Origin of the sequence: Salinigranum salinum (assembly GCF_009176545.1) — an archaeon.
Classification (GTDB): domain Archaea; phylum Halobacteriota; class Halobacteria; order Halobacteriales; family Haloferacaceae; genus Salinigranum; species Salinigranum salinum.
Window position 1 is genome coordinate 249,431 of sequence record NZ_VTOJ01000002.1, and the last position, 25,539, is coordinate 274,969.

Annotated in this window: 29 protein-coding genes and 1 pseudogene; 19 read left to right on the forward strand and 11 right to left on the reverse strand. The window is 67.3% G+C overall.

All coding sequences use genetic code 11. The features are described from left to right. The first annotated feature begins 11 nt into the window (after nucleotides 1-11). The 4 genes from rpl12p (at nucleotide 12) to FZP69_RS12915 (ending at nucleotide 2,469) form a co-directional block, all read left to right on the forward strand. Entirely contained in the window at nucleotides 12-350 is a 339-nt protein-coding gene (rpl12p, locus tag FZP69_RS12900; protein ID WP_152041820.1) for a 50S ribosomal protein P1, read from the forward strand. Nucleotides 351-702: 352 nt separating this feature from the next. After that, a complete protein-coding gene (locus FZP69_RS12905; RefSeq protein WP_152041821.1) occupies nucleotides 703-1,950 on the forward strand; it encodes a tripartite tricarboxylate transporter permease in 1,248 nt (415 codons plus the stop codon). Between the two features lie 59 nt (nucleotides 1,951-2,009). Then, entirely contained in the window at nucleotides 2,010-2,195 is a 186-nt protein-coding gene (locus FZP69_RS12910; RefSeq protein WP_152041822.1) for an HVO_2753 family zinc finger protein, read from the forward strand. Nucleotides 2,196-2,202: 7 nt separating this feature from the next. Beyond that, complete coding sequence (locus tag FZP69_RS12915) at nucleotides 2,203-2,469, forward strand: elongation factor 1-beta (protein WP_136590157.1); 267 nt, start codon at nucleotides 2,203-2,205, stop codon at nucleotides 2,467-2,469. 145 nt (nucleotides 2,470-2,614) lie between these two features. On the opposite strand, the gene FZP69_RS12920 is transcribed toward FZP69_RS12915, so the two are convergent. Continuing rightward, nucleotides 2,615-2,917, reverse strand: coding sequence for a hypothetical protein (locus FZP69_RS12920; RefSeq protein WP_152041823.1), 303 nt, complete (start codon nucleotides 2,915-2,917; stop codon nucleotides 2,615-2,617). 285 nt (nucleotides 2,918-3,202) lie between these two features. On the opposite strand from FZP69_RS12920, the gene FZP69_RS12925 reads away from it, so the two are divergent. The 8 genes from FZP69_RS12925 to FZP69_RS12960 all read left to right on the forward strand — a co-directional run bounded on the left by FZP69_RS12925 (nucleotide 3,203) and on the right by FZP69_RS12960 (nucleotide 9,501). Further along, the gene (locus FZP69_RS12925) at nucleotides 3,203-3,493 is read left to right on the forward strand and encodes a 50S ribosomal protein L21e (protein ID WP_152041824.1); all 291 of its coding nucleotides are present in this window, start codon (nucleotides 3,203-3,205) and stop codon (nucleotides 3,491-3,493) included. Beyond that, complete coding sequence (locus FZP69_RS12930) at nucleotides 3,494-3,850, forward strand: RNA polymerase Rpb4 family protein (RefSeq protein ID WP_152041825.1); 357 nt, start codon at nucleotides 3,494-3,496, stop codon at nucleotides 3,848-3,850. Between the two features lie 117 nt (nucleotides 3,851-3,967). Next, nucleotides 3,968-4,579, forward strand: coding sequence for a DUF655 domain-containing protein (locus tag FZP69_RS12935; protein WP_152041826.1), 612 nt, complete (start codon nucleotides 3,968-3,970; stop codon nucleotides 4,577-4,579). A gap of 101 nt (nucleotides 4,580-4,680) precedes the next feature. After that, nucleotides 4,681-5,523, forward strand: a complete 843-nt coding sequence (locus tag FZP69_RS12940; protein WP_152041827.1) for a 16S ribosomal RNA methyltransferase A — start codon at nucleotides 4,681-4,683, stop codon at nucleotides 5,521-5,523. Continuing rightward, nucleotides 5,523-6,755: a mechanosensitive ion channel family protein gene (locus FZP69_RS12945; RefSeq protein ID WP_152041828.1), complete on the forward strand. Its 1,233-nt coding sequence runs from the start codon at nucleotides 5,523-5,525 to the stop codon at nucleotides 6,753-6,755. The genes FZP69_RS12940 and FZP69_RS12945 overlap by 1 nt, the downstream gene beginning before the upstream one ends. Continuing rightward, entirely contained in the window at nucleotides 6,752-7,375 is a 624-nt protein-coding gene (locus FZP69_RS12950) for a HemK2/MTQ2 family protein methyltransferase (RefSeq protein ID WP_152041829.1), read from the forward strand. Before FZP69_RS12945 ends, FZP69_RS12950 begins: the two co-directional genes overlap by 4 nt. A gap of 48 nt (nucleotides 7,376-7,423) precedes the next feature. Continuing rightward, nucleotides 7,424-8,422, forward strand: a complete 999-nt coding sequence (locus FZP69_RS12955; protein WP_152041830.1) for a 5-methyltetrahydropteroyltriglutamate--homocysteine methyltransferase — start codon at nucleotides 7,424-7,426, stop codon at nucleotides 8,420-8,422. Continuing rightward, nucleotides 8,419-9,501: a methionine synthase gene (locus FZP69_RS12960; RefSeq protein WP_152041831.1), complete on the forward strand. Its 1,083-nt coding sequence runs from the start codon at nucleotides 8,419-8,421 to the stop codon at nucleotides 9,499-9,501. Before FZP69_RS12955 ends, FZP69_RS12960 begins: the two co-directional genes overlap by 4 nt. Before the next feature lie 125 nt (nucleotides 9,502-9,626). On the opposite strand, the gene FZP69_RS12965 is transcribed toward FZP69_RS12960, so the two are convergent. Beyond that, nucleotides 9,627-9,866, reverse strand: coding sequence for a hypothetical protein (locus tag FZP69_RS12965; RefSeq protein ID WP_152041832.1), 240 nt, complete (start codon nucleotides 9,864-9,866; stop codon nucleotides 9,627-9,629). Nucleotides 9,867-9,951: 85 nt separating this feature from the next. Next, the gene (locus tag FZP69_RS12970; protein ID WP_152041833.1) at nucleotides 9,952-10,155 is read right to left on the reverse strand and encodes an HVO_0649 family zinc finger protein; all 204 of its coding nucleotides are present in this window, start codon (nucleotides 10,153-10,155) and stop codon (nucleotides 9,952-9,954) included. A 166-nt stretch (nucleotides 10,156-10,321) separates the two neighbouring features. Here FZP69_RS12970 and FZP69_RS12975 point away from each other — a divergent pair, with 166 nt between their 5' ends. Further along, nucleotides 10,322-11,089, forward strand: coding sequence for an Lrp/AsnC family transcriptional regulator (locus tag FZP69_RS12975; protein ID WP_152041834.1), 768 nt, complete (start codon nucleotides 10,322-10,324; stop codon nucleotides 11,087-11,089). 141 nt (nucleotides 11,090-11,230) lie between these two features. On the opposite strand, the gene FZP69_RS12980 is transcribed toward FZP69_RS12975, so the two are convergent. Further along, nucleotides 11,231-13,576, reverse strand: a complete 2,346-nt coding sequence (locus FZP69_RS12980; RefSeq protein ID WP_152041835.1) for an amino acid permease — start codon at nucleotides 13,574-13,576, stop codon at nucleotides 11,231-11,233. A gap of 433 nt (nucleotides 13,577-14,009) precedes the next feature. Between FZP69_RS12980 and FZP69_RS12985 the strand changes: the two genes are divergently transcribed. Further along, on the forward strand, nucleotides 14,010-14,435 hold the full coding sequence (locus tag FZP69_RS12985; RefSeq protein ID WP_152041836.1) for a dCTP deaminase: 426 nt from the start codon (nucleotides 14,010-14,012) through the stop codon (nucleotides 14,433-14,435). 223 nt (nucleotides 14,436-14,658) lie between these two features. On the opposite strand, the pseudogene FZP69_RS23420 reads toward FZP69_RS12985, so the two are convergent. Next, a pseudogene (locus FZP69_RS23420) lies at nucleotides 14,659-14,775 on the reverse strand (GTP-binding protein); the annotation flags it as partial. Between the two features lie 86 nt (nucleotides 14,776-14,861). Here FZP69_RS23420 and FZP69_RS12995 point away from each other — a divergent pair. Further along, a complete protein-coding gene (locus tag FZP69_RS12995; RefSeq protein ID WP_152041838.1) occupies nucleotides 14,862-15,371 on the forward strand; it encodes an ester cyclase in 510 nt (169 codons plus the stop codon). A 223-nt stretch (nucleotides 15,372-15,594) separates the two neighbouring features. Continuing rightward, nucleotides 15,595-16,104 (forward strand): ester cyclase, encoded by a 510-nt coding sequence (locus FZP69_RS13000; RefSeq protein ID WP_152041839.1) that lies wholly within the window; start codon nucleotides 15,595-15,597, stop codon nucleotides 16,102-16,104. Between the two features lie 57 nt (nucleotides 16,105-16,161). On the opposite strand, the gene FZP69_RS13005 is transcribed toward FZP69_RS13000, so the two are convergent. The 5 genes from FZP69_RS13005 to FZP69_RS13025 all read right to left on the reverse strand — a co-directional run bounded on the left by FZP69_RS13005 (nucleotide 16,162) and on the right by FZP69_RS13025 (nucleotide 21,349). After that, nucleotides 16,162-16,365, reverse strand: coding sequence for a hypothetical protein (locus FZP69_RS13005; protein WP_152041840.1), 204 nt, complete (start codon nucleotides 16,363-16,365; stop codon nucleotides 16,162-16,164). A 230-nt stretch (nucleotides 16,366-16,595) separates the two neighbouring features. After that, nucleotides 16,596-17,774, reverse strand: coding sequence for an ABC transporter ATP-binding protein (locus FZP69_RS13010; RefSeq protein WP_152041841.1), 1,179 nt, complete (start codon nucleotides 17,772-17,774; stop codon nucleotides 16,596-16,598). 4 nt (nucleotides 17,775-17,778) lie between these two features. Continuing rightward, nucleotides 17,779-18,756 carry a carbohydrate ABC transporter permease gene (locus FZP69_RS13015; protein WP_152041842.1) on the reverse strand — a complete coding sequence of 326 codons (978 nt, stop codon included), beginning with the start codon at nucleotides 18,754-18,756 and terminating at the stop codon, nucleotides 17,779-17,781. 1 nt (nucleotide 18,757) lies between these two features. Next, complete coding sequence (locus tag FZP69_RS13020; RefSeq protein WP_204960095.1) at nucleotides 18,758-19,693, reverse strand: carbohydrate ABC transporter permease; 936 nt, start codon at nucleotides 19,691-19,693, stop codon at nucleotides 18,758-18,760. A gap of 105 nt (nucleotides 19,694-19,798) precedes the next feature. Then, nucleotides 19,799-21,349 (reverse strand): substrate-binding domain-containing protein, encoded by a 1,551-nt coding sequence (locus FZP69_RS13025; RefSeq protein ID WP_152041844.1) that lies wholly within the window; start codon nucleotides 21,347-21,349, stop codon nucleotides 19,799-19,801. A gap of 307 nt (nucleotides 21,350-21,656) precedes the next feature. Between FZP69_RS13025 and priS the strand changes: the two genes are divergently transcribed. The 3 genes from priS to bcp are packed head-to-tail and all read left to right on the forward strand — an operon-like array spanning nucleotide 21,657 to nucleotide 24,418. Further along, entirely contained in the window at nucleotides 21,657-22,832 is a 1,176-nt protein-coding gene (priS, locus tag FZP69_RS13030; protein ID WP_152041845.1) for a DNA primase catalytic subunit PriS, read from the forward strand. Beyond that, complete coding sequence (locus tag FZP69_RS13035) at nucleotides 22,829-23,911, forward strand: hypothetical protein (protein ID WP_152041846.1); 1,083 nt, start codon at nucleotides 22,829-22,831, stop codon at nucleotides 23,909-23,911. Before priS ends, FZP69_RS13035 begins: the two co-directional genes overlap by 4 nt. 45 nt (nucleotides 23,912-23,956) lie before the next feature. Next, on the forward strand, nucleotides 23,957-24,418 hold the full coding sequence (gene bcp / locus FZP69_RS13040) for a thioredoxin-dependent thiol peroxidase (RefSeq protein WP_152041847.1): 462 nt from the start codon (nucleotides 23,957-23,959) through the stop codon (nucleotides 24,416-24,418). Nucleotides 24,419-24,631: 213 nt separating this feature from the next. Here the strand turns inward: bcp and FZP69_RS13045 are convergent, their stop codons facing one another. Further along, nucleotides 24,632-25,477 carry a DUF3891 family protein gene (locus FZP69_RS13045; protein WP_152041848.1) on the reverse strand — a complete coding sequence of 282 codons (846 nt, stop codon included), beginning with the start codon at nucleotides 25,475-25,477 and terminating at the stop codon, nucleotides 24,632-24,634. Nucleotides 25,478-25,539: the final 62 nt, after the last annotated feature.

Consider the following 25,539-nt stretch of genomic DNA (forward strand, 5'->3'; position numbering starts at 1 on the left):
GGTACACACCAATGGAATACGTTTACGCAGCACTCACCCTGAACGAATCGGGCGAAGAGATCAACGAGGACAACATCACGGCGGTGCTCGAGGCCGCCGGCGTCGACGTCGAGCAGTCCCGCGTGAAGGCGCTCGTCGCCGCGCTCGAGGACGTCGACATCGAGGAGGCCATCGAGACGGCCGCCGCCGCGCCCGCCGCGGCCGGTGGGGCCGCCGCCGGCGGCGACGGTGGCGACGACGAGGACGAGGACGACGGCGACGAGGCCGAGGAAGCCGAAGCCGCCGAGGAAGACGAGGAAGACGAAGACGACGACGCCGGCGGCGAGGGCCTCGGCGAACTCTTCGGCTGAACGCGGCCACACTCGTTCGCGTTCACGACTCCCATCACGTTCTTTCGAAACGCCGGACGACGAGCGGCGGCTTCGCCCGCCGTGAGACGGCCCCGGTCTGACAGGGAACGAGCGAACGAGGCGGAACGCGAGGCCCACGAACCGGGTGTCGACAGTCGTGAGCTACGCCGCGGCGGGGAACTGACGGAGCCTGCCTCGACCGAGGACCGAGTTTCGGTGTGGACGCGCACGCGTCGTCTCGAACACCACCCGACTGGTCTCGAACACCACCGATTGACAGTCGAACCCAGCGAGCGTGAGGGGTTCCCGACGGGCGTGATTTTATGAGTGGGGAGGCGGCCACCTCTCCGCGATGCCCGGAGACGCGTTGTTCGCCAGCCCACCCGTCGGCCGAGCGGGCACGCTCCTCGTGTTCACCTTCTGTGGTGTCGCGCTGGGAACCGTCTCCGGACTCGTTCCGGGGGTACACGCCAACGCCTTCGCGCTCTTTCTCGCCGCCGTCGCGCCGGGTGTCCCCGGGCCGCCTGCGGGCGTCGCGAGCGCAGTGCTCGCGGCGGGCGTGACGCACACGTTCCTCGACGTGGTCCCGACGCTGGCGCTGGGCGTTCCCGACCCGGCGATGGCCGCCGGGGCGCTGCCGGGACACAGGCTGGTGCTGGGCGGGCGCGGCCGCGAGGCGCTCCGGCTGTCGGCGCTCGGGAGCGCCGGTGCGCTCGTCGTCGCGCTCCCCGTGGCAGTGCCGCTGACGGCACTCGTCCGCCAGTGGCAGGCGGCGCTCTACGCGCTCCTACCGGTCTTGCTCGTGGCCGTGTTCGGACTGTTGGCCCTCGCCGAACGACGACCGAGACGGATCGTCGCGGCTGGCGTCCTCGTCGGCCTGTCCGGACTGCTCGGTCTCGCCACGCTCGACAGACCGTTCGACGGCGTTCTCGCGGTCGGGGGAGTGCTCACGCCGCTGTTCGCCGGCCTGTTCGGCGTCCCAGTGCTGGTCGACGCGGCCCGCGGCGACGGGGTCCCGCCGCAGGACGACGCGACGATCACCGCGGCTCCCAGGACGGTGGGGCGCGCCGCACTCGCCGGGGTCGCCGGCGGCGGGCTGGTGGGGTACGTCCCCGGCGTCTCCGCGGGCGTCGCCGCGACGCTCTCGTTGCCGGTCGCGAGCGCGGGGCGGGGCGAGCGCGACCCCGATCGCACGTACCTCGTGGCGACGAGCGGGGCGAACACCGCCACGGCCGTCTTCGCGCTGTTCTCGCTGGTCGCGCTGGACGCACCCCGGACCGGCGTGACGGTCGCGCTGCAGGAGGTCGGCACACCACCGCTTGCGACGCTCCTCGCGGCGACCGTGATCGCGGGGGTCGTCGCGGCGGTGTTCGTCCCGGTGCTCGGTGATCGGTACCTCCGGCTCGTGGGACGGATCGACCCGCTCACCACGAGCCTCCTCGCCTGCGCGCTGCTCGGCCTCCTCTCGGTGCTCTTCGCGGGGGCTGCGGGCGCGGTCATCCTCGTGGTCGCGGGACTGGTCGGTCTCCTCCCCGTCCGGCTCGGCGTCCGTCGGGTCCACCTCATGGGCGTGCTCGCGGTCCCGCTCGTCGTCGGCTGAGGACGGCGCCATGAGGCGAAAGAACAACCGTTAAACGTGGCGGACGGGTTCGTGTGAGTATGAGCGAGAGCGAGCCGGAGCGACGACACGCCCGCCAGTGCGTGTCCTGTGGCATCAACATCTCGGGCATGAGCGCCGCGACGTTCAAGTGCCCGGACTGTGGCCACGAGATCTCCCGCTGTGCGAAGTGCCGCAAGCAGAGCAACCTCTACGAGTGCCCCGACTGCGGGTTCACCGGACCCTGACACTACCATGGGAAAAGTCGCCGCCAAGATCAAGGTCATGCCGAACAGCCCCGATATCGACCTCGACGCGCTGCAGGAGCGTCTCGAGGAGTCGCTGCCCGAGGGAGCGAAGATCAACGGCTTCGAGCGCGACAACGTCGCGTTCGGGCTGGTCGCCCTGCTGCCGACCGTCATCGTCCCCGACGACGCCGGCGGGACCGAGGCGGTCGAGGAGTCGTTCACGGGCGTCGACGGCGTCGAGAGCGTCTCCGTCGAGAACGTCGGTCGGATCTGACGCCGCCGCTCACCCGAGACGACACTTCGTTCGAGCCGCACGAGACGACCGGCGAGCCACGGCTGGGTCGGCCGTGGCCTCTATGCCGTGCTCCGCGGTGTGTTCGTAGACGTGTTCGCGGACGTATTCAGCGGTCGTTCGCCGGTTACCCGCGGACGGCGAGGACGGTACCGACGAGCGTTCCGAGGATGAACCCGCCGAACATTGCCAGCGGGAGAGAGTTGAGCCCCACGCCGACCAGTCCGCCGGCGAGCATGCCGATGGCGAAGCCGCTGCCGAAGCGGACCGCGAAGCCACCCTCGCTCGCGCCGGGACCGGCGTCTGCAGCGACCGCGTCGACGTCGGCGTCGGCCCCGGCGTCGTGAGCGCTCGCCGGTTCGTCCGCCGTCCCCGCGTCCCCTTCCGACGGATGGGGGACGTCCGTGACCGCTGGAGCCTCCTGACTCATACGAGAACAGTCGCGCTCCGAGGCTGATATGCTTTGCCACGGTTGGCGCGGGACGAGAACGATCGTGTGGTGGCCGAGAGAGTCGACGAGGCGGCGGGTGTGGTGACGGCGGCGTCGTGAACGGCACCGCCGAAGTCCGGCAGGGATCGTGCCGTCCGGGGTCTGGCGCGGTCGTCGACACGGAGGCACCGTGGACGCGACCGTCCGGACGTATGCGTCGACCTGACGCACGCGGACGGGAACGTGCGTTTTATACCTGCGTCGCAAGTACAGACTCGCACGACTATGCCGAGTTCCAACGGTCCGATGAAGGGGACGCGGAACAAACTGAAGAACAAACCCCGAGAGCGCGGGACCTCGCCGCCGCAGCGTGCCATCCAGGAGTACGAAGTGGGGCAGAAAGTCCACCTGAGGATCGACCCCAGTGTGCGGAAGGGTCGCTTCCACCCCCGGTTCAACGGACACACGGGCGAAGTGGTCGGCACGCAGGGCCGCTCGTTCAAGATCGAGATCACGGACGGCGGGAAGACGAAGACGCTCATCGCCCGGCCCGCCCACCTTCGCGCCCAGCAGTAGATGACGATCTTCAAAGAGAAGCTCGACGAGGAGTACCTGACGACCGCGGAGGTGAAGGCACTCCTCGAGGAGGTCGAGGCCGAACGCGCGGCCGACGAGGAACGGGAGGTCCGGTACGAACTGGCCCGCGCCATCGAACACGTCAACCGCTTCGCCTTCCTCGACCCCGAGGAGTCACGTGCGCTGGCCGAGGAACTCGCCGAACTCGAGGCAGTCGACGAGAAGACCGCGTTCAAGATCGCCGACCTGCTCCCGCAGTCACGCGACGAACTCCGGGCGCTCTACGCCCAGCAGCGCTACACCCTCTCCGGCGACGAACTCGACGAGATCCTCAACATCGTCGCCAAGTACGCCTGAGTCGGCGGCTCGAACCGTCGCGTCCCGTCGCCCGTTGTGAGTTCGACAGCTGTTTCGAGGCCCGAGAGCCGACGTCCGTGCCAACGTTTTAAATCACCTGTCAGCATATAACCCTGTATGACCACGAGCGAGAGCGGCGACGCTGGTGACACCGAGACGACGGAGCGCGAACCGGACTTCGCCGTCGTTCTCGACGTGCTCCCGCACGGCCGGGCCGACGACGACCGCCCCCGGTACAAGAAATCGCCGCTCGGGTACGCACTCGGCGAGGAGAACTTCCGCCTGGTCGAACTTCGGCTCGACGACGACGCCGACGTGAGCATCGGCGACCGCGTCGTCGTCGAGCCGGCCGCCGACCGCGACCTCGTCGAGGAGGTACGCGACGTCGAGTACGACGCCCTGTCGAACACGGCGCTGTCCGAGCTCGAGTACGTCGTCGACGAGATCCTCTCCGAGCACGAGGGCCGGTTCGTCGACTTCTACAACGACGCACAGCCGATCACGATCCGCCTCCACCAGCTGAATCTCCTCCCCGGGATCGGGAAGAAGCTCCGGAACAACATCCTCGACCAGCGCAAACGAGGACCGTTCGAGAGCTTCGAGGACCTCGAAGACCGGATCTCGGGCCTCCACAACCCGAAGGACATCCTCGCCGAACGGATCATGTCCGAACTCCGCGACGACGACCTCAAGTACAAGGTGTTCGTCCGGCGGGACCGCGAGGAGTAGCCGGCGACGAACGACGGAGTGGGGTGCGGATGGTTCGGGGTGCGAGCCGTTCGCGGTGGCAACGAACAGGTTTTAGGCTCGCGCAGACCCAGTCACGAGTAATGACCACGGACGCGACCGGCCGCCGCGACCCCGACGGCCTCATCCGTCGGGCGGGCGTACGCGGCGACCCCGACCGCGACCAGCACTTCCTCGTCGACGACCGGGTGCTCGACCGCGTACCGACGTATCTGCCGGACGACGCCGACACGGGACACCTGCTCGAGGTCGGTGGCGGCACCGGGGCGCTCACCGACCGCCTGCTCGCGGTCGGCGAGCGGGTGACGGTCGTCGAGCGCGACCCCTCTCTCGCGGCGTTCCTCCGCGAGGAGTTCGCGTCGGCGGTCGACGCCGGTCGGCTGACGATCGTCGAGGGCGACGCGCTCGCCGTCGACCTCCCCGACTTCACCGCGTCCGTCTCGAACCTCCCGTACGGGATCTCCTCGGAGATCGCGTTCCGCCTCCTCCCACGGGGGAGACCGCTGGTGTTGATGTTCCAGCTGGAGTTCGCCGAGCGGATGGCGGCCGCGGCCGGGACGAGCGAGTACGGGCGGCTCTCCGTCGGAGCCCAGCACTACGCCGACGTCGAGATCGTCGAGCGAGTCCCCCGCGAGGCGTTCGATCCCGCGCCCGCGGTTCAGAGCGCGGTCGTCCGGACCACACCTCGCGAGCCCGACTACGCGGTCGACGACGAGGCGTTCTTCCTCGACTTCGTGAAGGCGCTGTTCACGCAGCGACGGAAGACGGTCCGCAACGCCATCCGGAACACGACGCACATCTCGGGCGTCGCCGACGGCGCGGCGGTCGTCGAGGCGGCACCCGAGGACCTGCTCTCGAAGCGACCCGGCGACCTCCTGCCCCGGGAGTTCGCCGAACTGGCCGACCTCGCCGCAGAGTACCGCTGATGCTCCAGGTCAGCGGCATCGACGCGCTCGTCTCCTCGCTCCCCGCGAAGCTCGTCGTCACGCTCGCGACGATCCTCGCCGTGATGGGGACGTGGCGGCTGATCGACGCGCTGCACGAACACGAGATCGACGTGATGCCTGGGACGTGGCGTCACCTCGGACTCTCGGCGGCGAGCGTCCTCGTGACGGTCGGCGGTGGACTGCTCGTCATCGCCGTGTGGGGACTCACGGGACCGCTCCTCGACGTCTTCGCCGCGTACCGCCTCGGGCCGGGGACCGTGGTCAACGTCGTGCTCGCGCTGGTGATCGTCGCGACCGCCTACGGCATGACCGATCTGGTCGGCCGGGTAACGAGAGAGCTCTCCGACAGTCGCCGTGCCATCACGGAACACCAGCGCGAGATCATCTACCGGCTCTCGCAGGTGAGTCTCTACGCGATCGCGGGGACGATCATCCTCGGCGGGCTCTGGGGCGTCGACCTCGGCGGGCTCCTCGTCGGGGCGGGCTTTCTCGGCATCGTCGTCGGTCTCGCCGCCCGACAGACGCTCGGGGCCCTGCTGGCGGGGTTCGTCCTCATGTTCTCCCGGCCGTTCGAGATCGGCGACTGGGTCGAGATCGGCGACCACGAGGGGATCGTCACCGACATCACCATCGTCACCACCCGGATGCAGACGTTCGACGGCGAGTACGTGATGGTCCCGAACGACGTCGTCTCCTCGGAGAGCGTCGTCAACCGTTCGCGGAAGGGTCGCCTACGGATCGAGGTCGACGTCGGGGTCGACTACGACGCGGACCCGACCCACGCGGCCGAGGTGGCCCGCGACGCCGTGAAGCAGGTCGACGCCGTGATGCGGGTACCGACGCCGCAGGTCGTGGTCAAGGAGTTCGTCGACTCGGCGGTGCTCCTGGGCGTGCGCGTCTGGATCGACAACCCGAGCGCCCGGCGCAAGTGGCGGACGCGAACGGCCGTCGTGAGCGCGGTCAAGGAGGCGTTCGAGCGCGAGGACGTGAAGATCCCGTTCCCCCAGCGCGAGCTCACTGGTCGCGAGGAGACCGGCGGGTTCGTCCTCGCGGAGGGACAGACGCTCGCAGGCGACGTCGATGCCCCGACGCCCGAGCCCGACGGTGGACAGGACCGCGACGGGAGACAGGGTGACGCGGACCGGGACGCCGATCGAGACGACGCCGAGCGCGAGAGGGGAGGCGACACGGCCGGAGGCGACGGCTCATGAGCCGCGACGACCTCGCCGCACGGCGCGGCGTCGAGACGTCGGTGTACCAGCCCGCTGAGGACTCGGCGCTCCTCGCGCGGGCCGCCGTCGACGCCGTCTCCGACGGAGAGCGGGTGCTCGACGTCGGCACGGGGTCGGGCTGGGTCGCCGCGCAGGTCGCGACCGAGGTCGCCGCCGACGTGGTCGCCACGGATCTCAACCCCCACGCCTGCCGGCAGGCGCGCGAACGCTCGCGGGCGCTCGAACGCGACGGCGAGGGGGGGTTCGCGGTGGTCGCCGCCGACCTCGTCTCGCCGTTCGCGGACGGGAGCTTCGACGTCGTCCTGTTCAACCCACCGTACCTCCCCACCGATCCCGACAACGAGTGGGACGACTGGATGGAGCGTGCCCTGTCGGGCGGGGAGTCCGGCCGGGCGGTCATCGACCCCTTCCTCGACACGGTCGGCCGCGTGCTCGCGCCCGACGGCCGGGTGCTGTTGCTGGTCAGCAGTCTCACGGGCTACGACGAGGTGCTGGCGCACGCCCGCGACCGTGGGTTCCGCGCGGAGAAGGCCGTCGAGGAGTCGTACCCGTTCGAGGTACTGACGGTCGTCTCACTGCGTTTTGATTCCTCAGAGTAATATTTCGGTTTAGCAAATATTAAGCGTCGGCATTTCAAAGGGCCGGTGATGACTGAACTCGTAGCGACGACACCCGGGCTGTTCCCCCTGCCCGACTGGGCGAAGGGCGAACTGTCCGACCTGAAGGGCCACCAGAAAGGTGACCTCATCAGCGGCGACGAGGGGGAGGAGATCGTGGCCGCGTACGACCGCGCCCGGAGCGAGGCCGTCGACGACCAGCACGACGCCGGACTCGACCGCGTCGTCGAGGGACAGCTCCGGTGGGACGACATGCTCGCGCACCCGCTGACAGTCCACGACAGCGTCGAGACGGGCGGCATCGTGCGGTACTACGACAACAACAACTTCTACCGCGATCCACAGATCCGGGGCGAACTCGACTTCTCGGGAGACGTCGCGCGGGAACTCGACGCGGCCACGGAGCTCACTGAGGGGCCGCTCCAGGCGGTCCTGCCCGGGCCCTACTCGCTGGCCGACCTCGCGACGGACGAGCATTACGGGAGCGACGAGGAGCTCCTCGCCGGCGTCTCGGAGTTCCTCGCCGGCGAGGTGGCGGCGTTCCCCGACCACGAGACGCTGTTCCTCTTAGAACCCTCTCTGGTCGAGTCGCCGCCGGACGACGACCTCGCGGAGCGCGTGCCCGAGGCGATCTCCACGGTCGCGACCGAGACGGACGCCGACGTGGTCGTCCACAGCTACTGGGGCGCGCTCGACGAGAAGACGTACGCCCACCTGATGGATTCGGAGGTAGAAGCGCTCGGCTTCGACCTCGTCGCCGGCGACCGCGACGAGACGCTGTACAACGTCACGGAGTACGGGACGACGTCCGACGTCGCACTCGGCCTGGTCGACGGACAGAACACGCGGGTCGAGTCCGCCGAGACGATCCGCGAGCGCGTCGACTGGTTCACGGAGCAGGTGCCTGCCCAGGAGTTCGACACGGTGTACCTGACGTCGAACACCGAGCTGTTCTACCTCCCCGTCTCGAAGTACCGCGAGAAACTGGGTACGCTGGCCGCCGCCACGACCCCGGAGGTGGAGGCATGACGGGCCACCGGACCCCCGGCGTCGACACCCGCGAGCAGTTCCGGCCCGCGGGCCACGAGAACGAGCACTTCATCCTCACGTCCGTGGTGGGGTCGTACCCGAAGCCGAAGTGGCTCAACCGCGCCGCCGACCTCGTCGAGGACGACGAGTCGAAGTTCACCGACGAACACCTCCACGAGGCGCACGACGACGCCTGCCGCGTCATCGTCGACGAGCACGAACGCGCCGGCCTCGACACGGTGGTCGACGGCGAGATGCGCCGCAACGAGATGGTGGAGTTCTTCGCCCACCGCATCGACGGCTACGAGTTCCACGGGCCGGTGAAGGTGTGGGGACACAACTACTTCGACAAGCCCTCGGTCGTCGACGAGGTCGCGTACGACGAGCCGTGGCTCGTCGACGAGTTCGAGTTCACCCGTGACGCCGCCTCCCGACCCGTGAAAGTGCCCATCACGGGGCCGTACACCCTCGCGTCGTGGTCGTTCAACGAGGCCTACCCCACGGAGGCGGACCTCGCGTACGACCTCGCCGACCTCGTCAACCGCGAGGTCGAGAAGCTCGTCGACGCGGGCGCGCGGTACGTCCAGATCGACGAACCCGCGCTGGCGACGACGCCCGACGACCACGCCATCGTCGGCGAGTGCCTGGACAGAATCGTCGACGACATCGATCCCGACGTCAGGGTCGGCCTGCACGTGTGTTACGGCGACTACTCGCGGATCTACCCCGAAGTGAACGACTTCCCGATCGACGAGTTCGACGTCGAACTCTGCAACGGCGGCTTCGAGCAGATCGACGTCTTCACCGACCCCGAGTTCGAGCCGGACCTCGCGCTCGGCGTCGTCGACGCGCACACCGCCGAGGTGGAGTCGGTCGCAGAGATCAAACGGAACGTCAAGCAGGGGCTGAAGGTGGTCCCGCCGGAGAAGCTCACCATCTCGCCCGACTGCGGGCTCAAACTCCTCCCACGGGAGATCGCCTACGGCAAGATGGAGAACATGGTGACCGCGACCCGCGAGGTCGAGGCCGAACTCGACGCCGGGGAGGTCGACCTCGCCGACCCGCTTCCGACGGCGTAGCGGCACTCGGGAGCGCCGGAGGGGAACGACGGCTTCGTTTTCGACACCGCGAGGCGACCGGGTGACAGAGGGGATCTCGTCGACGCCGGGAGTCGACGACTCCGGAGTCGCCCCAGACGGATGGTTCAGCCGTCGGGCTCCTCTCCGAGGGTGGCCCAGTGGAGTTTTGTCTCCCCTTCCGGGTGTGGTTCGAGCGTGACGTGGTAGTGTTCGGTTCCGGCCGCTCCCTCGACGGTCGCCACGACGCCGATATCTGCCGCGAACCGGACCTCGAACCGTTCGACGTCCGATCGGGCGTCGAGTTCCTCGCGTACTCGGTCGATCAGTCGCTGCGTGTCGTCGTCCGATGAGTCAGCGTCGGTCATGGGTCTGAGGGAATCGTGCGGTTCGTGTTCGCTCGCCACGTCCAAGGCGGTGGTTTCCGACAGCACTGCGACACACGCGCTCGGCTCACTCCGCGAGGACGTCCAGCGTATGGTCTCGAACCGCCCCGCAACGGGGGCACTCGTGGTAGTAGTGAACCTGGCGTCCGTTCGTCTCGCTCTCCCACACGCCCTCCTCGTCCTCGTAGCCACACGCGGGGCACGTGCGCTCTTCGTGGTCGTAGTACGCTCTGAGCCGTTCCAGCGGCGAGCGAGTTCCGTCCGATGCCATACCCCGAGTCGATGCGCGAATGACAAAAACTTTGGGCCTAATATTTTTGAATGAGTAATATAGGGAGATCACAATTTCGTTACGAAAATGCTCGGCGGACACGGGCTCGTTGTCGGGGAAGACCGACTGCGTAATCCCTTTTGTCGAACCAGCAGTAGAGGAGGGTATGGACTACCGGATCGACGAGATCGACCAACTGATTCTGTTCCATCTCGGGGTCGACGCCAGGAACACGTCCGCGCCGACGATCGCGGAGGAGGTGGACGTGACCCCGGCGACGGTTCGCAATCGCATCCGCCAGCTCGAGGAACACGGGATCATCCGGGGCTACCACGCGGACATCGACTACGAGGCAGCCGGGGGCAAGTTCACGACGCAGTTCACCTGTACTGCTCCCGTGAGCGAGCGCTCGAAGATCGCTGCCGACGCGCTCACGACCCACGGCGTCGTGGAGGTACGGGAGCTGTTGGCCGGTCAGGAGAACCTGATCGTCACCGCAGTCGGCGAGGACACCGACGACATCAACCGGATTGCACACCAGCTGTCGACACTGGGTGTGACGATCGAACGCGAGGACATCGTCCAGAACGAGTCGGTTCGACCCTACCAGTCGTTCGCCCCCGAGAACGGGACGACACGGTCGGCGGTCACCGGCTTCCAGAGCGTCGTCGGCGGGGCCGAAGTCGTCGAGTTCACCGCCTCCGAGGACGCGGAGATCACCGGGTACACGCTCGACGAAGCCGACCGAACGGGGCTCCTGCCGGAGGGGGTGCTGGTGATCAGTATCGAACGCGGCGACCAGCGCATCACCCCGGACGGTGATACGACGATCGAGCCGGGCGACGTCGTGGTGCTGTTCTCGCCGGACACGTTTCCGACACAGCTCATCGAGGCGTTCGACACGGAGCACCACGATCCCGAGGAGATCGGGTAACCAGCGGCGTACTGCGACTGTAAGTCCGTGAACGAGGTCGGCATCTGTTGTCCACTATCCCGACGACGTGACAGCCGACGGGAGCAGGTCGTCCGGATACGATCGACGGGCGTTCGAGACCCCCAGGGGTATGGGATCGATCTACGCCGTCTCGCGCGGCGACCGGACGATACGTCTGAACGGGCGGCGCTTCGAGAGGTGACGGCGGAGGTATCGGTAGATGGGGTAGAGGTAGTCCTCGACCTGCCCGGAGACGTCGCTCGGGTTCGCGTAGATCAGCACGGGCACGTTCGCCTCGCGGGCCCGGTCGATGATCCGGTCGGGCGTGCTGCCGAAGACCCACCGTCGGAGACGGCGGTCCCGCGTCGCCCCGATCAGGAGGAGTCCACCGTTCCGCTTCGCCGCCCCGACCAGTCCCTCCGCGACGGTCGGGGCAGTCACGTTGTGCACTCGGACCGATCCGACGTCGGAAAGCGCGGCCACCGTCCCCTCGACCGACTCTACACTGCCACCCCGTTCGGGATCGACACCGACGACGTGAATCTCGGCACCCTGTTCGCCGAGCCGGTTCACGAGTGGAAGGAGCGCCGTGTGGTGAGGTCCACCACCCGCCCCGAGTGTGATCGTCGAGAGGTCGTCGACGGCGTCGACATTGCTCGTGAAGAACACGCCACACGGTGCCTCGTACTCCACCGTCTCGGCGACGTCCTGGTGCTCCTCCGGATAGCCCATGAGGATGCGGTCGGCGCCGTCGTTTCGGGCCGTCTGGAGGATGTCGAACGCCACGTCCCGGCAGACGTGTCCCTCGACGGTGTAGTCGACGTCGATGTCGGCGGCAGTGAGGAGCTCCTCCATCCGGTCGGTCCGCTTCTGCGCCGTCTCGTGGACCACCTCGCTCGGCGTCTGATCCGGGATGTGGGTGACGTTCAGGACCTGGACGATCGGCTCTCCCTCCTCACCGTCGGCCAACCGATCGGCGAGTCGGACGTACGGGGCGGCCCGGCTCGGACGGGCGACCGAGACGAGTATTCGGAACCGGTCGTCGCCGTCGTCTGCCGTCTCGTCGTCCACCGGGGTCGTCGTTCGGGGCCCCACGCCGGGCGGGACGTGCGGGGAAACGACCTCCTCGACGAGTTCGTCGACGTGTGGTGCCCCGCCCCAGACGAGGTAGGCGACGACCAGCGCGACCACGACGAGAACCCCGACACCGACGCCAACGGGCGGCAGGTTCGAGATGAGTGCGAGATTCGCCAGGATCCCGACGACCGGCAGCACCGGCACGAGCGGCATCCGGAAACCACGCTCGATCCCCGGGAAGTTCCGTCTGGAGTAGATCAGCGTGGCGTTCACTACGGCGAGCGGGACGAGGAGGTTGAACGTGGCGAACCCGGTGAGTGGGTTGAGCCCCAGCACGTGAACGCCGACGAGCCCGTGTTCTGAAAAGAGCGTGATGAACACGAACACGAGCGCGACGATGGTCACCGTCGCCATCGCAACGCTCCAGAAGGGTGTGCGATACCGGGGATGGATACGGGCAAGGCGGCGTGGGGCGTGACCCTGTCGGCCCATGAGCGAGCCGATGCCGCTAGCGGCGAGGATCGACGCGTTCGAGGCCGAAACCATCGAGAAGACCGCACCCACGACGATGAGCGTCTGCCCCCACGGCCCGAGGAACGACGCGGCGACGCTCCCCATGGCCGTCTCGCCCTGTGCGAGGATCTCCCGCGAGACGGGCGCGTTCACCATCGCCACGATGACGAGCGCGTACAGCACGGTGACCGTGACGATACTCGCCGCAATCGCACGGGGGACGGTCTTCCGCGGCTCGATGATCTCGCCCGCGCTCGCGGCGATCGCGGAGAACCCGAAGAACGTGATGAACGCCAGCGCCGCGACGGAGACGATCCCGACAGGTTCGGCCTGGAACCCGGTGACGAACGTCTCGGTCGCCCGGCCGGGTCCCGCGAACGCGACTGCGCCGCCGATGAAAACGAACAGCACGCCGACCTTCGCGCTCGTGACGAGCAGCTGGAATAGCCCCGACTCCTCGGTCCCGCGAGCGTTGAGAACGCCGAGTGTGAACGCCGCCAGAATGCCGACCGTCCCGTGGGGGAGCACCCGGAGCGACTCGGGGAGGATGAACCGGAAGAACCACTCGTCCATCGTCGCGAGATAGAACGCCGTCGTTCCCGTGTATCCGAGGAACAGCGACATCCCGATCCCGTACTTGAGTCGATCGCGGCCCTCGAACGTCCGCGAACAGAAGAGGTAGCCGCCGCCGTTCTCCGAGTAGACCGAGGCGAACTCGGAGTACGCAGCGGCGGTGATCCCGGCGACGACCGCAGCGAGCACGAACGCGATCACCGCACTCGAACCGATCCGATACACTGCCGTCCCCGACAGGGAGAAGATGCCCGCCGCGATCATCGTCCCAAGTCCGATCGCGAAGGCGATCTTGAAATCCAGTGTCCGGGTGTGTTCGACCATATTTGCGCGATGTGTTTTGGAGTCAGAAAAAATAAACGGCGTCTGTTTTCGACAAGCCAAAAAGTTTCGGACGAAAATTCGTCTCGGACGTCTCTCGGTTGGACGCTCGCGAGTCGAACGGCGCTCGCGCTCTCACTGTCGGCGTGGAACCGGTTCCACGACGTGACTCGAATCGCCACCGGCGTGCTCCGCCGCCGACACGCTCGTCACGGACCGGGTCCAGCCGAAACTCCCGGCACTCACGGCCGACATGACCGGCCGGTGGCTGACCGACGAACCGCAGTGTGGGGGTCGCCGACGGGTTCGAGCCGTGTCCTCGTTCCGGCTTCGGGTCGCGTCAGGCCTCCGGACACCCGACACGTCCATCACTGTGTGAGCGGTGGTGCACCGAACCACGCGGAATTTTTTGTGATTGCCGCCACCACGATCGGGTATGTCACCTGACGAACTCGCGGATCGACTCGACGGCCTCGTCCACCGCGACACACAGGTCCACGACGGCGGCGTCGACCTCACTGTCGCCGGGGTGCACGCCGTCTCGGGACCGGGCCAGGTCGACTTCGGCGGCGGCGAACTCGCCGAGGCGACCACCGGCCCCATCGACCCGACGAAACGCGATCCCGACGACGACTACGGCTGGTGGGCGCTCGGCGGCGGGACCTACCTCGTCGAGTACAACGAGTCGCTCGCTGGTGACGGGTTCGTCCAGCTCCAGCCGCGGATCGAACTCGTCGAGCGCGGCGTCTCCCACCCGACGCTCCACGTCGATGCACTCCCACGGATTCCGCTGACCGTCCCGACGGCGGGGCTCCAGCTCAAGGAGAACGCACGGGTGTCCACGCTGGTCCGGCAGGTGTGACCCGATCACCAGCGATCAGTCTCCCGATGACCGACCTCGGTTCCGCAGCAGCCGACTCGTGACGCGTCTCCGTCCACGTCCTGTCGGCCGTGCCGAGTTGCAGAGACGACACCCCGGGTGCAGACGTTCGTGAGGGACGGACAGCCGACAGTGCCACTCCGCAATCGGCACGACGGGCGTCCCGTTCTCGTCCTCGAATATAGACCGGCAGTCGGAGCGGCGCGTCCGTGAGATGGTCCGGCACGCTGCCTGTCTCGAACGGCAGTCGACCGACGAGCGTGCTCTTTCCGCGGTCGACGTGACCGACGGTGGCCCGGTTCTGGTGCGTTTTGTCGCTCACCGCCCCGATCCACTATTCTTTCGTGATAGTAAGGTGGCCGTCGAGAGCGCGACGGGAGTTATCACGACGGCTCCCGTACGGGGCGCATGGCAGCCGAGCCACACCCGATCGAGTCCGACGGCGCACGGACCGTCCGGCGGTACGTCGAGGAGTTTCTCAGTGGTGGCGACGTGGCGACCGCCACGGCACTCGCCCACGAGGAGCTCCGGGTCCACCAGCTGGACGCCGACGTCGAGCGGAGCGGCCGGGCGCTGACCGTCAAACGGGTGCAGGGGTTGCACGAATCGGTGCCCGACTACGGGCTCACGATCGACGAACTGTTCGACGGCGGCGACACCGTGACCGTGCGGGCGACCGCCAGCGGGACGCCAACGCGGACGTGGAACGGGCTGGCTCCGACCGGTCGCTCGTTCGCCGTCCCCACCGTTCACGTCTTCCGGCTCGAAGACGGTCGGATCGTCGAACAGTGGGAGCTCACCGACCGTCTGGGCGTCCGTCAACAACTCGGGCTGGTTCCGCCGACCCCACGGGCACTGTTCGCTCTCGGTCGGAGCCGACTCCGGCGGTGGCTGGGTGACCGATTCGGACGTTCCTGACCACGCGGGCACGGGACACGACCGACGCACGACAGACCGTCGTGGCACCCGATCGCGGGACGCCCGGCACACGCTGGTGCAGGACCGGTGGACGAGAGGGGTGGGGTGACGCGTCGGTTCGAGAGCCCGTCGGGGCGGCTGGAGGGTCGTCTCAGTGATCGGGACGGGGTCGAGTGGTGAGTACGATGTCAATTGTTATCATGACTCACGACGTACAGTGAGTATGAGTGCAGCATCGAATCGGCCGGAGGAGGACGCGGCCACGCTCTGTCGCCGGTACGTCGAGGAGTTCCTCGGCACGGGTGACGCGTCGGTCGCCGAGGAGCTGCTCGACGAGCGGGTCGTCGCACACCAGCTCGGCGTCGAGCGCGACCTGCTCGGGCGTGACGCGGTCGTCGAGCAGATACTGGCGTTCAGGAACGCCGTGCCGGACTGGACGCTCGTAGTGGAGGACGTCGCCGCCGACGGCGACACCGTGATGTTACGCCTGACCGCACGCGGCACACCCGAGCACGCCTGGGGGAAGCTAGTGCCGACCGGGAAGTCGTTCGAGGCGGCCGCGTTCTTCGCGTTTCGCGTCGAGGGTGACCGGATCGTCGAGCAGTGGAATCTCGTGAACCTCGCGGGCGTGGGCAGGCAGCTCGGACTGATGCCACCGACCCCGCGGGCACTCGTGGCGATGGCCCGTCACCGACTGTCGCGTCGTCTCGACCGACGGCCGTCGACCGGCTGACGGTGGCGTTCGACCGCGGGCTCGCCAGAGGGCGCGGATGCGTTCGTCCCGCCGGCGTCAGTACAGCTGTCGTTCCTTCTCCTCGCGCTCTTTCTCCTTCTCCTTCTCCTCTTTCAGTCGGCGGCGGCCACGCACGTACTGTCTCCCTTTCGGGATGTAGATGTTCTTGACGTCCATCAGGAACCGGATGATACCGTACGCCCAGAAGAAGAAGAGCAGGGTCATCCCACCGAGGAACAGGTAGCCCTCTTGTGTGACCATGGGCGACGTTGGGACGGACGATATTTATATGTCGGTCATCTACCCGGTGGTCGGTCGAGCCGCGCCAGCCGAACCGCGGGAGTCGACCGTGGATTCGAGGCAGTCCGCTCCACGCGTGTGCTGGCCCGCGCCAGCGCGTCGAGGGGTAGGACGCAACCGCGATGTGGGGTGGGGCACCGGAACGCAGTCGCTCACGGCGGTGAAAAAACGAAGCGGATGGGGGAACGGCGTCAGTCGTCGGTCTCGGCCGCTTCGGCCGCGCCGCCGGCGCTGGTCGGCACGTCCAGCCCGTGCTGGATCGCCTCGCCGGTCTCGCGGTCGAACAGGTGGACCTTCGAGCGGTCGAGGACGACCTCGATCGACTGGTCCTCCTCGATCTCCGTGTCGGGCGAGACGCTCATGAGCAACTGTCCGGAGCCGGACCCCTCTTCGAGGTCGACCTCGGCGTCCTCCGAGAGGAGGAGGTAGATGAACGTCTCGTCACCCATCGGCTCCATGACGTCGGTGTCCGCGCTGATGACCTTCGTCTGGTCCTCGATGTTGCCCGCCTTGTCGACGGGGTAGACGTCCTCGGGCCGGATGCCCATCGCGATCTCGTCGCCGGGCGTTATGCCGTACTGCGAGGGGTCGAAGTCGATCGAGATGTTGTCGTTGCCCCAGCCGTCCTCGGTGGCGCGCCCGTCGAGCATGTTCATCGATGGCGAGCCGATGAACGTCGCGACGAACATGTTGGCCGGCTCGTTGTAGCAGACGAGCGGCGGATCGATCTGCTGGAGGCTCCCGGAGTCGATGACGGCGATCCGGTCGCTCATGGTCATCGCCTCCGCCTGGTCGTGCGTCACGTAGATGATCGTGGTCTGCAGCTCCTTGTGGAGGCGCTGCAGCTCCGTGCGCATGTGGACGCGGAGCTTCGCGTCGAGGTTGGCGAGCGGCTCGTCCATCAGGAACACGTCGGGGTTCCGGACGATGGCGCGGGCGATGGCGACGCGCTGGCGCTGCCCGCCGGACATCTCGTCGGGCATCCGGTCGAGCATGTTGCCGATCTGGACGATCTCCGAGGCACGCTGGACGCGGCGGTCGATCTCCTCCTTGTCGAAGTCCCTGAGACGGAGCCCGAACGACACGTTGTCGTAGACGTCCATGTGCGGGAACAGCGCGATGTTCTGGAACACCATCGCGATGCCGCGGTCCTTCGGCGGGAGGTTCGTCACCTCGCGCCCGCCGATGAACACCTGTCCCTCGGAGGGGATGGTGAGGCCGGCGACCATCTCCATCGTCGTGGATTTGCCACACCCCGAGGGACCGACGAGACAGACGAACTCGCCGTCCCGGATGTGGATGTTCATGTCTTCGACTGCCGTTACGTCGTCGTACCGCTTGTACACGTTCTCGAGTTTGACGTCTCCCATGGTATTACTCCTTGAGTGCTCCGGCGGTCAGTCCGCTCACGATCCGCTCCTGAGCGATGATGACCAGTATTGCGACGGGGAGGACCCCGACGATGCTCGCGGCCGCCATCAGGTTGAACGGGGTGTCGAACTGGCCCTGATACTTCAGGATGCCAGCGACGATGGGTGCCCACGACGACGCCTCGCCGTTGTTCATCAGGAACGAGAAGAAGAACTCGTTGTAGACGCTGATGAACGTGAGGACGCCCGCCGTGGCGACGCCCGGCGCGGACAGCGGGATGATGACGCGGAACAGCGCACCGAGCCGCGTCGTCCCCTCGACCCGCGCGGCGTCCTCCAGCCCGTCGGGGATCTGGCCGTAGAACGTCGTGAGGATGAATATCGACAGCGGCATGAACAGCGCGCTGAACGGCAACACCATCGGGACCGGGGTGTTGAACGTGTCGGGCGACGACACGGTGATCTCGGGCAGGCCCGGGATCAGGAACGTCAGCGCGACGTTCCCCGTGAAGAGCTGGAACAGCGGGATCAGGAACGCCGCCGGCGGGAAGTACGAGATTGCCAGGATGGCGAGCATCAGCACGTTCTTCCCGGGGAAGCGGAGACGTCCGAACACGTACCCTGCCAGTGAGGCCAAGAGGAGCACGATGACGGTCGTCGTGATCCCGAGCACGAAGCTGTTGAACATGTACAGGTGGAACGGCACCCGCTCGAACATCGTGACGAACACGGCCGGGTTGAACCCCTTGGGGACGAGCCCCATGTTCGAGATGAGCTCGTTCGGCGTCAGCGCCAGCACGAGCAGCCAGTAGAACGGGAACAGCGTCGTGATCAGGAAGAAGATGGTCAGGACGTAGAACATCGCGCGGTACGCGCGCTTGGGGTTCTTGATGACCTTGCCGACCCACGTGGCGAGCGGGCCACGCTTGATCGGGGCGTCCTCCATCTTGCCCAGTTCCTGGTTCGGGTTCTCGGTCGACATCTCAGAAGGCACCTCCCTCGGCGTCGGCGAACTTGAAGATGTACACGGACACGACGACCGCGATGATGGCCGCGGTCACGAACGCGACCGTCGCGGACGTCCCGTACAGTCGCGAGTTGAACGTCGTCACGACGAGACACGACAGCGACGGCACGGTCGAACAGCCCGCCATCGTCTCGATGATGCCGTAGACGCGCATCGCGGCGATGGTGCGGAACAGCATCGCGACCAGGATGGTCGGGAGGATGAGCGGGAACGTGATCATCTTGAACTGCTGCCACGGCGAGGCCCCTGCCACCTTCGCCACGTCATACAGCGAGCGGTCGATGCTCTGCATCCCTGCCAGGATCAACAGCGCCATGAACGCCGTCGTCTTCCAGACGTCGGCGACGATGATGAGCGTCAGCGAGTCGACCGTGTTACGCAACGGCGTCGTACTGATGCCCAGCGCGTTGAGCAGTGTCGGGTTCTCCGCCGTCCCGATGAGGAAACCGATGTTCGGCTGGAACATCAGGAAGAAGATCATCCCCTGGATGACGATGGGGACCGCCCACGGGATGATGATCGCGACGCGAACCCACCGTCGGCCCCGGAAGTCCTGGTCGAGGACGAACGCCTGTCCGAAGCCGATGATCGTCTCGAAGAGGACGCTGACGGCAGTGAACACCAGCGTCACGCCCAGCGCACTCTGGATGAACCCGGTCCCACCACCGGGCAGGAAGGGTGACGGGAATTTGAAGTCGATCTGCCCCGTCAGGAGCTGTACGTAGTTCTGAAAGCCGACGAATTCACCGAGTCGTGCCGAGCCCGTCAGCGCGTCCGCCGACAGCGACATGAGGAACGTCGTCGCCAGCGGGTAGATCGCGATGACGAGCAGGAGCAACAGCGCGGGTATCAACAGGAGATACGCGTACTGCGCCTCCGAGAGGTTCTCCATCCAGCGGGTGACACCCACCAGTGGCCCCCCACCCGTTCGGACACCTTCCTCGGTTCGTTGTTCAGTTGCCATGTGTGTGCGAGTGTGACACTGTACCGAGGGTACTTATGCGCTGTTCTCGATCTGCTCGAGCTGCCCCTTCAGGTCGGACATCGCCTGCTCGGGCGTCTTCTCCTGCGCGTAGGCGGCGTTGACCTGGCTGGAGATACGGCCGGACTGCTGGGGCCAGACGACGGTGACGGGCCGCGGGATCGCGTTCTCGCCGGCGACCTTGAGCTGCTGGGTGTAGCGGCCGATGATGTCGACCTCTGCGGCCTCCGAGGAGTCGAGCAGCGCCGGCTCCGGCGGGATCCAGCCGATGATGCGGAACATGTCGAGCTTGAACGATTCCGTCATCATCGCGCGGAGCACGGAGACGGCGGCCTGCTTCTGCGCCGACGTGGAGTTCGGATTCATCGTCATGTGCCAGCCGCCGAGCGCGGCGACCGGACCACCAGTCATCGGGTACTGCGCCTCGCTCTCGGGGACGCCGTACGGGATCGGCATGACGCCGAGGTCCTCGCCGAAGGCGTCCTCCGCACCGTTGATGACGATGGAGTACGGCCAGTTGCGGTGCATGATCGCGTCGCCGCTGGTGAACGGCTTGCGCGAGGGCTCCTCGGTCCACTGCAGGACGGCCTCGGGGGCGATCGGACCGGCGAAGTCGTCTCCGAGCGCCTCGGGGTCGTCCGAGCCGTTGATGAACTTGCGGACCATGCGGATCGACTGGAGGACGGGTTCCTCGTCGACCGTGATGGGACGGTCGCCGATGGGGCCGAAGAGGTTCTGGGAGGGGTCGCCGAAGTACGCGCCGCCCCACGAGGTCATGAACTCGTTGAAGTCACAGCACGAGAGGCCCTCGTACACGTTGGCCTGGAACGTGTAGCCGAACTCGGTGTCCGAGTTCTCCTCCATCGCCTGCTGGGTCACCTGCGAGAACTCCGCCCACGACATGGATTCGGTCGCCCACGTCTCGAAGTCGGAGTCGCTGTAGCCGGCGTTCCGGAGCAGGTCCTTGCGGTACTGCATCGTCGGGAAGTCGGGGAACAGCGGGACCCCGTACAGGTTGCCGTCCGACCCCATCGCCGTGTTGACCGACGCCTGGAAGTAGTTGTCCTCGACCTGACTCACCATCTCGCTCGGGAGGGAGGCGCTCAGGTTCTGGAGCTGTTCGCGGGCGATGAACGGGATCGTCCACCCGCTGTCCATCATCATCAGCGTCGGATCCTGGCGACCCGAACTCAGCCACTGCTGGTACTGCGACTGCCGGTTGTCCGTGACCTGCGAGCCGGCGAGGATCTCGACGCTGATGTTGTCCGGGAGGCCAGCGTCCCGCATCGCCTGGATGATCTGGTCGGAGGCGTTGGCGACGCGCGTGTCGGCCGCCCACTGGATCGTGATCTCTTCGGTCGGTTCCTCGGTACTGATCGGCGTGTCCGTCGAGCCGCCCCCGCTGGAGCCGCCGTCGCCGCCGCTGCCGCCGTCACCGTCGCTGCTCCCGCCGCCGGTGCTCACACAGCCCGCGAGTCCGACCGCGACGCCCGACGCACCGGCCGCCTTGACGAAGCTCCGACGCGACACACCCGAGTTGCCATCGTGTGGCTCAGTATCAACCATTACAGTCCGATGTGTTAGTATAGGTCTTATTTATACTTTCGGTAATAGTTACTACCGTAGTTGTAGTAAACTCGCCGTCATCACTAGCCGTGGTCCCACCCATAGACTCACGGCTAGGGCCGTCTGGCCGGCGCGTACGGGTTCCCGTTTTTCGTGGTACGTCTCCTGACGACTTAACGATTCCCGGAGCGGGCGACGGCCGTGCATCGGGACGCGACGAGCGCCGACACGGCCCGTCTCGGGGCGCCCTTCGACGAGTCGGCCGAGACGCAACGACTTTACCAGCCCCTCGACAACGTTCGCCGTCATGGACTCCGCGACCCGCGACTACCTGCGTCGTCGGTTCCGCGCGTACTACGCGTCGGCCGACGTCGAACTCCCACCGGGGGGCGAGTCGCGAGAGTGGGGCTACATTCCCTGGACCGCGGGCGGCACCACGATGATCCGTCACAAGTCGTTGTTCGACCTCGGCGACGTGGGGACGTTCCTCGCCGACGAGGGACCACGCCACGTCTACTTCTCGGCCGCGGAGTACCGCGACCCCGGTGCGGGCACGATGGACGAGAAGGGGTGGCGAGCCGCGGACCTCGTCTTCGACCTCGACGGCGACCACCTCGACGAGGTGGACGAGTCGACCCCCTACCCGGAGATGCTCGCCGCCTGCAAGGACGCCCTGCAACGGCTGCTGGATCTCCTGCTGGACGACCTGGGGTTCGCCACGGAGTCGCTACAGGTCGTGTTCTCCGGCGGTCGCGGCTACCACGTCCACGTGCGGGACGAGGCCGTTCGACGGCTGGACTCGGGGGCGCGGCGCGAGATCGTCGACTATCTCCGCGCGATCGACCTCGACCTCGACGGGCTCGTCCGGACCGAGACGAACCGGGGCACGACCCGTCGAGTGCTGCAGACCGAAGGCGGGTGGGGCCGGCGCACGCACCGACGACTCCTCTCGGTCGTCGAGGAGCTCCGCACGATGGACGAAGAGCGCGCGATCGCCCGACTCAGAGAGCTCGACGGGATCGGCGAGAAACGTGCCCGGACGATCCTGGGCGCGTTCGAGTCGACGCCCGAAGCCGTCCAGACGGGGAACCTCGAGGCGGGAGGACCGGGGGTCCGGACGCTGGTCGAGTCGATCGCGAACGAGGTGGTCGACGCCGAAACCGCGCCCATCGACGAACCGGTGACGACGGACCTCCGACGGCTGATCCGCTTCCCTGGCAGTCTCCACGGCGGGACCGGGCTCGTGGTCCGACGGATCCCGGTCGGAGAGGTGGACGCGTTCGATCCGCTGGTCGACGCGGTCGCCGAACCGTTCGAGAACCGCGAGGTCCGGATCGATGTGACCGAACCCGGACCGGTGTGGATGGGGGGCGATAGGTTTAGGATCGAGGAGGGTGACGTCTCAGTCCGTGAGTGCGTGGGCGTGTTCCTCCTCGCACGCGAACGCGCGAAGATACACACGAACGCGACCCCGCAACGATGAACCTCGACGAGTTACGCAGCGTCCAACGGGCCGAGCGACAGAGGGACAGCCTCCAGCATCTGCCCGACGAGTTCTACACGGAGGTCGCTCGCTACGTCGGGCAGCTGAAAGACGAACGCGAACGCGCGATGGCGACCGCCGACGATCCGTTCACCTCCGACGACGTCCGCCGGCTCACCGACACGATCGAGTCGGCGACGGAGATCGCGAACGCGCTCTACGAGCGCCGCGTCGGAAAGGTCGTCAAACACGCCTCGTTCGCCGCCGCCGACATGGCGACCGAACAGGAGGGGATGACCGTCGAGGAGCGCGAACTGTTCGACGACCTCGTCGCGCGCATCCGCGAGAACCGCGAGTCGGTGCTCGCGACCATCGAGGGGACAGGCGACACAGCGCCGACAGCTGCGGAGTCGACGACCGGAGCCGACGAGCACGAACCGACCGGAACCGACGCCTCCGCCGACCTCGGTCCCGCCGCCGGCACCGAAGGGGGAGACGCCTCCCGCGGCGACGACGCGGACCACCTCACAGCCTCCGACTCGGACGGATCGGATTCCGACGACCTGCTGTCGGACGCGCTCGGCGACGCCGGGACGACACGGCCGGCCACGGCGGGCCACGAGGCCGACCCGGAACCGGATCGATCGTCGACCACTTCCGGCGCTCCCGGTGCTACCGACGCTTCCGACGCGAGTGAGGCCGCCGACGCGCTCGCTGCGTCCGAGGCTGCCGACGGGGAGGCGGACGACCACTCGACGAGTCGGGCCGATGGCGTCGGCTCCACCCGTGAGGGTGGCTCTGCCGGGACCGACGCGCCCTCGCCGACTCCGGGTCGTGACGGTTCGACCGACGCGTCCCCCGACGACGAGGCCGGCTCCCGGACCGACGCCGATCGGGAGGGAGGGGCGGACGACGCCGGCGAGACGGACCGGACGATGCTCCGCATCACGGCCGACGTGGGAACCGTCTACGGGGTGGACGAACGCGAGTACGACCTCGTACGCGAGGACGTCGTGACCCTCCCCACGACCAACGCACAGCCGCTCCTGCAGAAGGACGCCGCCGAGCGGATCGACTGAATACGGATCGACTGATTCTTGCCGTCGGCGTGCACCACCGGAGGTATGCTCGACACCGGAACGAAGGCACCGGACTTCGAACTGCCGAACCAGCACGGTGAACGGGTCGCGCTCGCGGACTTCGACGGCTGGGTCGTCGTCTACTTTTACCCGCGCGCGGACACGCCCGGCTGTACGACCGAGGCGTGCGGCTTCCGCGACACCCTCGACGAGTTCTCGGAACGAGGGGTGTCGATCGTCGGCATCAGCGACGACCCGGTCGCGGACCTCGCGGCGTTCGCCGAGAAACACGACCTGCCGTTCGATCTGCTCTCCGACGAGTCGGGCTCCGTGGCCGCGGCGTACGACTCCTACGGCGAGAAACGGATGTTCGGGAAGACGTTCGACGGCGTGTTCCGCAACACCTACGTCGTCGATCCCGACGGCGAGATCGTCCGCGCGTACGAGAACGTCTCACCCGAGAACCACGCGGAGGGCATCCTGCTCGACCTCGACGACGAGATATAAACGCCGAGAGGTACGCCCGTCGAGCCCGGTGGTTTCACACACCAGGTTTCCGGTGAAACGAAGAGGGATTCACGACTGGGATGAACGGACGTTCGGACTGCCTGCTCGGGAGAGGGTGAACAAGAAGCTGTCGGAGACCGCCGGCGTCGGCCGATCGATCGACGAGCCGGAACCGGACGCGATCAGTGTGCGACGGACCGGAACCGGACGCGATCAGTGTGCGACGAGCCGGAACTGGGCGGTGTCGACCGGGACAGCGTGGTACGCCCGGACGAGGGCCGCGTCGTCGTCGGGTGCGAAGGCATCCCGTGAGACCGTCCGTGTCCGAACCCGGGTCGACACGGGCGACCCGTCGAACGGGAACGGGTCGAGGGCGAACGTGGTCTCGTCGACCGGCACGACCGAGAGGTCGACGTCGGGGACACCGGGTGCGACGGGGACCGCACCGATCGTGGTTTCCTCGTGAACCGCGGCGTCACAGCAGTACAGCGAGAGCCGGTCCCACACCTGGAGGAGGCGGTAGTTGCGGAAGACCCCGCTCTCGGCGTCCGGGTCGCGTCCCGCGTGCAGGTCCTCCAGCACCTCTCGGTCGGTCGCGGTCACGTGGGCCGCGTCGTGGTCGTCCGCGACGAGGTGGTCGACGAGCGCCCGCTGTCTCGCCTCCTGTGCGTCGACGAACGCCGCGAACGCCTCGGCCACCTCGTGTCCGTCCGAGGTGCCGTAGCGACCGCGTCGCACGCCAGCCCCGTGCATCGCACACAGCAGGCCGGCGTAGCGATCGCGCGCGGTCACCACCTCGATCCCGTGGTCGTAGAACGCGGTCCACTCCTCGGGCGTCGTGTCGAGGAAACCCGCGGGAGCGCCGTCGACGAGGTGGGGGGCGAGGTCGTAGTCGGCCCAGCCGGCGTCGTGGAGCGCCGCGGCCATCGCGACGGGTGGCTTCGGCGTGGGGTCGGCGAACGTGTCGTTCCCCCAGCAGTGGGCGAACTGGCCGACCTGCGTGGCGTGTTCCGGCTGGCTGACGAAGCGGTACTCGCTGTCGGTCTCTGCGACGATCATGGATCGGGTTCGGCGGCGGAGGGTATGACCGTTGGCCCCGATGGCCAAGCGTTTTAGACCTC

Excerpts from the sequence above, each read along its gene's own strand:
- rpl12p (WP_152041820.1), top strand. The coding sequence starts at position 12 with ATGGAATACGTTTACGCAGCACTCACCCTGAACGAATCGGGCGAAGAG.
- FZP69_RS12905 (WP_152041821.1), top strand. The coding sequence starts at position 703 with ATGCCCGGAGACGCGTTGTTCGCCAGCCCACCCGTCGGCCGAGCGGGC.
- FZP69_RS12910 (WP_152041822.1), top strand. The coding sequence starts at position 2,010 with ATGAGCGAGAGCGAGCCGGAGCGACGACACGCCCGCCAGTGCGTGTCC.
- FZP69_RS12915 (WP_136590157.1), top strand. The coding sequence starts at position 2,203 with ATGGGAAAAGTCGCCGCCAAGATCAAGGTCATGCCGAACAGCCCCGAT.
- FZP69_RS12920 (WP_152041823.1), bottom strand. The coding sequence starts at position 2,917 with ATGAGTCAGGAGGCTCCAGCGGTCACGGACGTCCCCCATCCGTCGGAA.
- FZP69_RS12925 (WP_152041824.1), top strand. The coding sequence starts at position 3,203 with ATGCCGAGTTCCAACGGTCCGATGAAGGGGACGCGGAACAAACTGAAG.
- FZP69_RS12930 (WP_152041825.1), top strand. The coding sequence starts at position 3,494 with ATGACGATCTTCAAAGAGAAGCTCGACGAGGAGTACCTGACGACCGCG.
- FZP69_RS12935 (WP_152041826.1), top strand. The coding sequence starts at position 3,968 with ATGACCACGAGCGAGAGCGGCGACGCTGGTGACACCGAGACGACGGAG.
- FZP69_RS12940 (WP_152041827.1), top strand. The coding sequence starts at position 4,681 with ATGACCACGGACGCGACCGGCCGCCGCGACCCCGACGGCCTCATCCGT.
- FZP69_RS12945 (WP_152041828.1), top strand. The coding sequence starts at position 5,523 with ATGCTCCAGGTCAGCGGCATCGACGCGCTCGTCTCCTCGCTCCCCGCG.
- FZP69_RS12950 (WP_152041829.1), top strand. The coding sequence starts at position 6,752 with ATGAGCCGCGACGACCTCGCCGCACGGCGCGGCGTCGAGACGTCGGTG.
- FZP69_RS12955 (WP_152041830.1), top strand. The coding sequence starts at position 7,424 with ATGACTGAACTCGTAGCGACGACACCCGGGCTGTTCCCCCTGCCCGAC.
- FZP69_RS12960 (WP_152041831.1), top strand. The coding sequence starts at position 8,419 with ATGACGGGCCACCGGACCCCCGGCGTCGACACCCGCGAGCAGTTCCGG.
- FZP69_RS12965 (WP_152041832.1), bottom strand. The coding sequence starts at position 9,866 with ATGACCGACGCTGACTCATCGGACGACGACACGCAGCGACTGATCGAC.
- FZP69_RS12970 (WP_152041833.1), bottom strand. The coding sequence starts at position 10,155 with ATGGCATCGGACGGAACTCGCTCGCCGCTGGAACGGCTCAGAGCGTAC.
- FZP69_RS12975 (WP_152041834.1), top strand. The coding sequence starts at position 10,322 with ATGGACTACCGGATCGACGAGATCGACCAACTGATTCTGTTCCATCTC.
- FZP69_RS12980 (WP_152041835.1), bottom strand. The coding sequence starts at position 13,576 with ATGGTCGAACACACCCGGACACTGGATTTCAAGATCGCCTTCGCGATC.
- FZP69_RS12985 (WP_152041836.1), top strand. The coding sequence starts at position 14,010 with ATGTCACCTGACGAACTCGCGGATCGACTCGACGGCCTCGTCCACCGC.
- FZP69_RS12995 (WP_152041838.1), top strand. The coding sequence starts at position 14,862 with ATGGCAGCCGAGCCACACCCGATCGAGTCCGACGGCGCACGGACCGTC.
- FZP69_RS13000 (WP_152041839.1), top strand. The coding sequence starts at position 15,595 with ATGAGTGCAGCATCGAATCGGCCGGAGGAGGACGCGGCCACGCTCTGT.
- FZP69_RS13005 (WP_152041840.1), bottom strand. The coding sequence starts at position 16,365 with ATGGTCACACAAGAGGGCTACCTGTTCCTCGGTGGGATGACCCTGCTC.
- FZP69_RS13010 (WP_152041841.1), bottom strand. The coding sequence starts at position 17,774 with ATGGGAGACGTCAAACTCGAGAACGTGTACAAGCGGTACGACGACGTA.
- FZP69_RS13015 (WP_152041842.1), bottom strand. The coding sequence starts at position 18,756 with ATGTCGACCGAGAACCCGAACCAGGAACTGGGCAAGATGGAGGACGCC.
- FZP69_RS13020 (WP_204960095.1), bottom strand. The coding sequence starts at position 19,693 with ATGGAGAACCTCTCGGAGGCGCAGTACGCGTATCTCCTGTTGATACCC.
- FZP69_RS13025 (WP_152041844.1), bottom strand. The coding sequence starts at position 21,349 with ATGGTTGATACTGAGCCACACGATGGCAACTCGGGTGTGTCGCGTCGG.
- priS (WP_152041845.1), top strand. The coding sequence starts at position 21,657 with ATGGACTCCGCGACCCGCGACTACCTGCGTCGTCGGTTCCGCGCGTAC.
- FZP69_RS13035 (WP_152041846.1), top strand. The coding sequence starts at position 22,829 with ATGAACCTCGACGAGTTACGCAGCGTCCAACGGGCCGAGCGACAGAGG.
- bcp (WP_152041847.1), top strand. The coding sequence starts at position 23,957 with ATGCTCGACACCGGAACGAAGGCACCGGACTTCGAACTGCCGAACCAG.
- FZP69_RS13045 (WP_152041848.1), bottom strand. The coding sequence starts at position 25,477 with ATGATCGTCGCAGAGACCGACAGCGAGTACCGCTTCGTCAGCCAGCCG.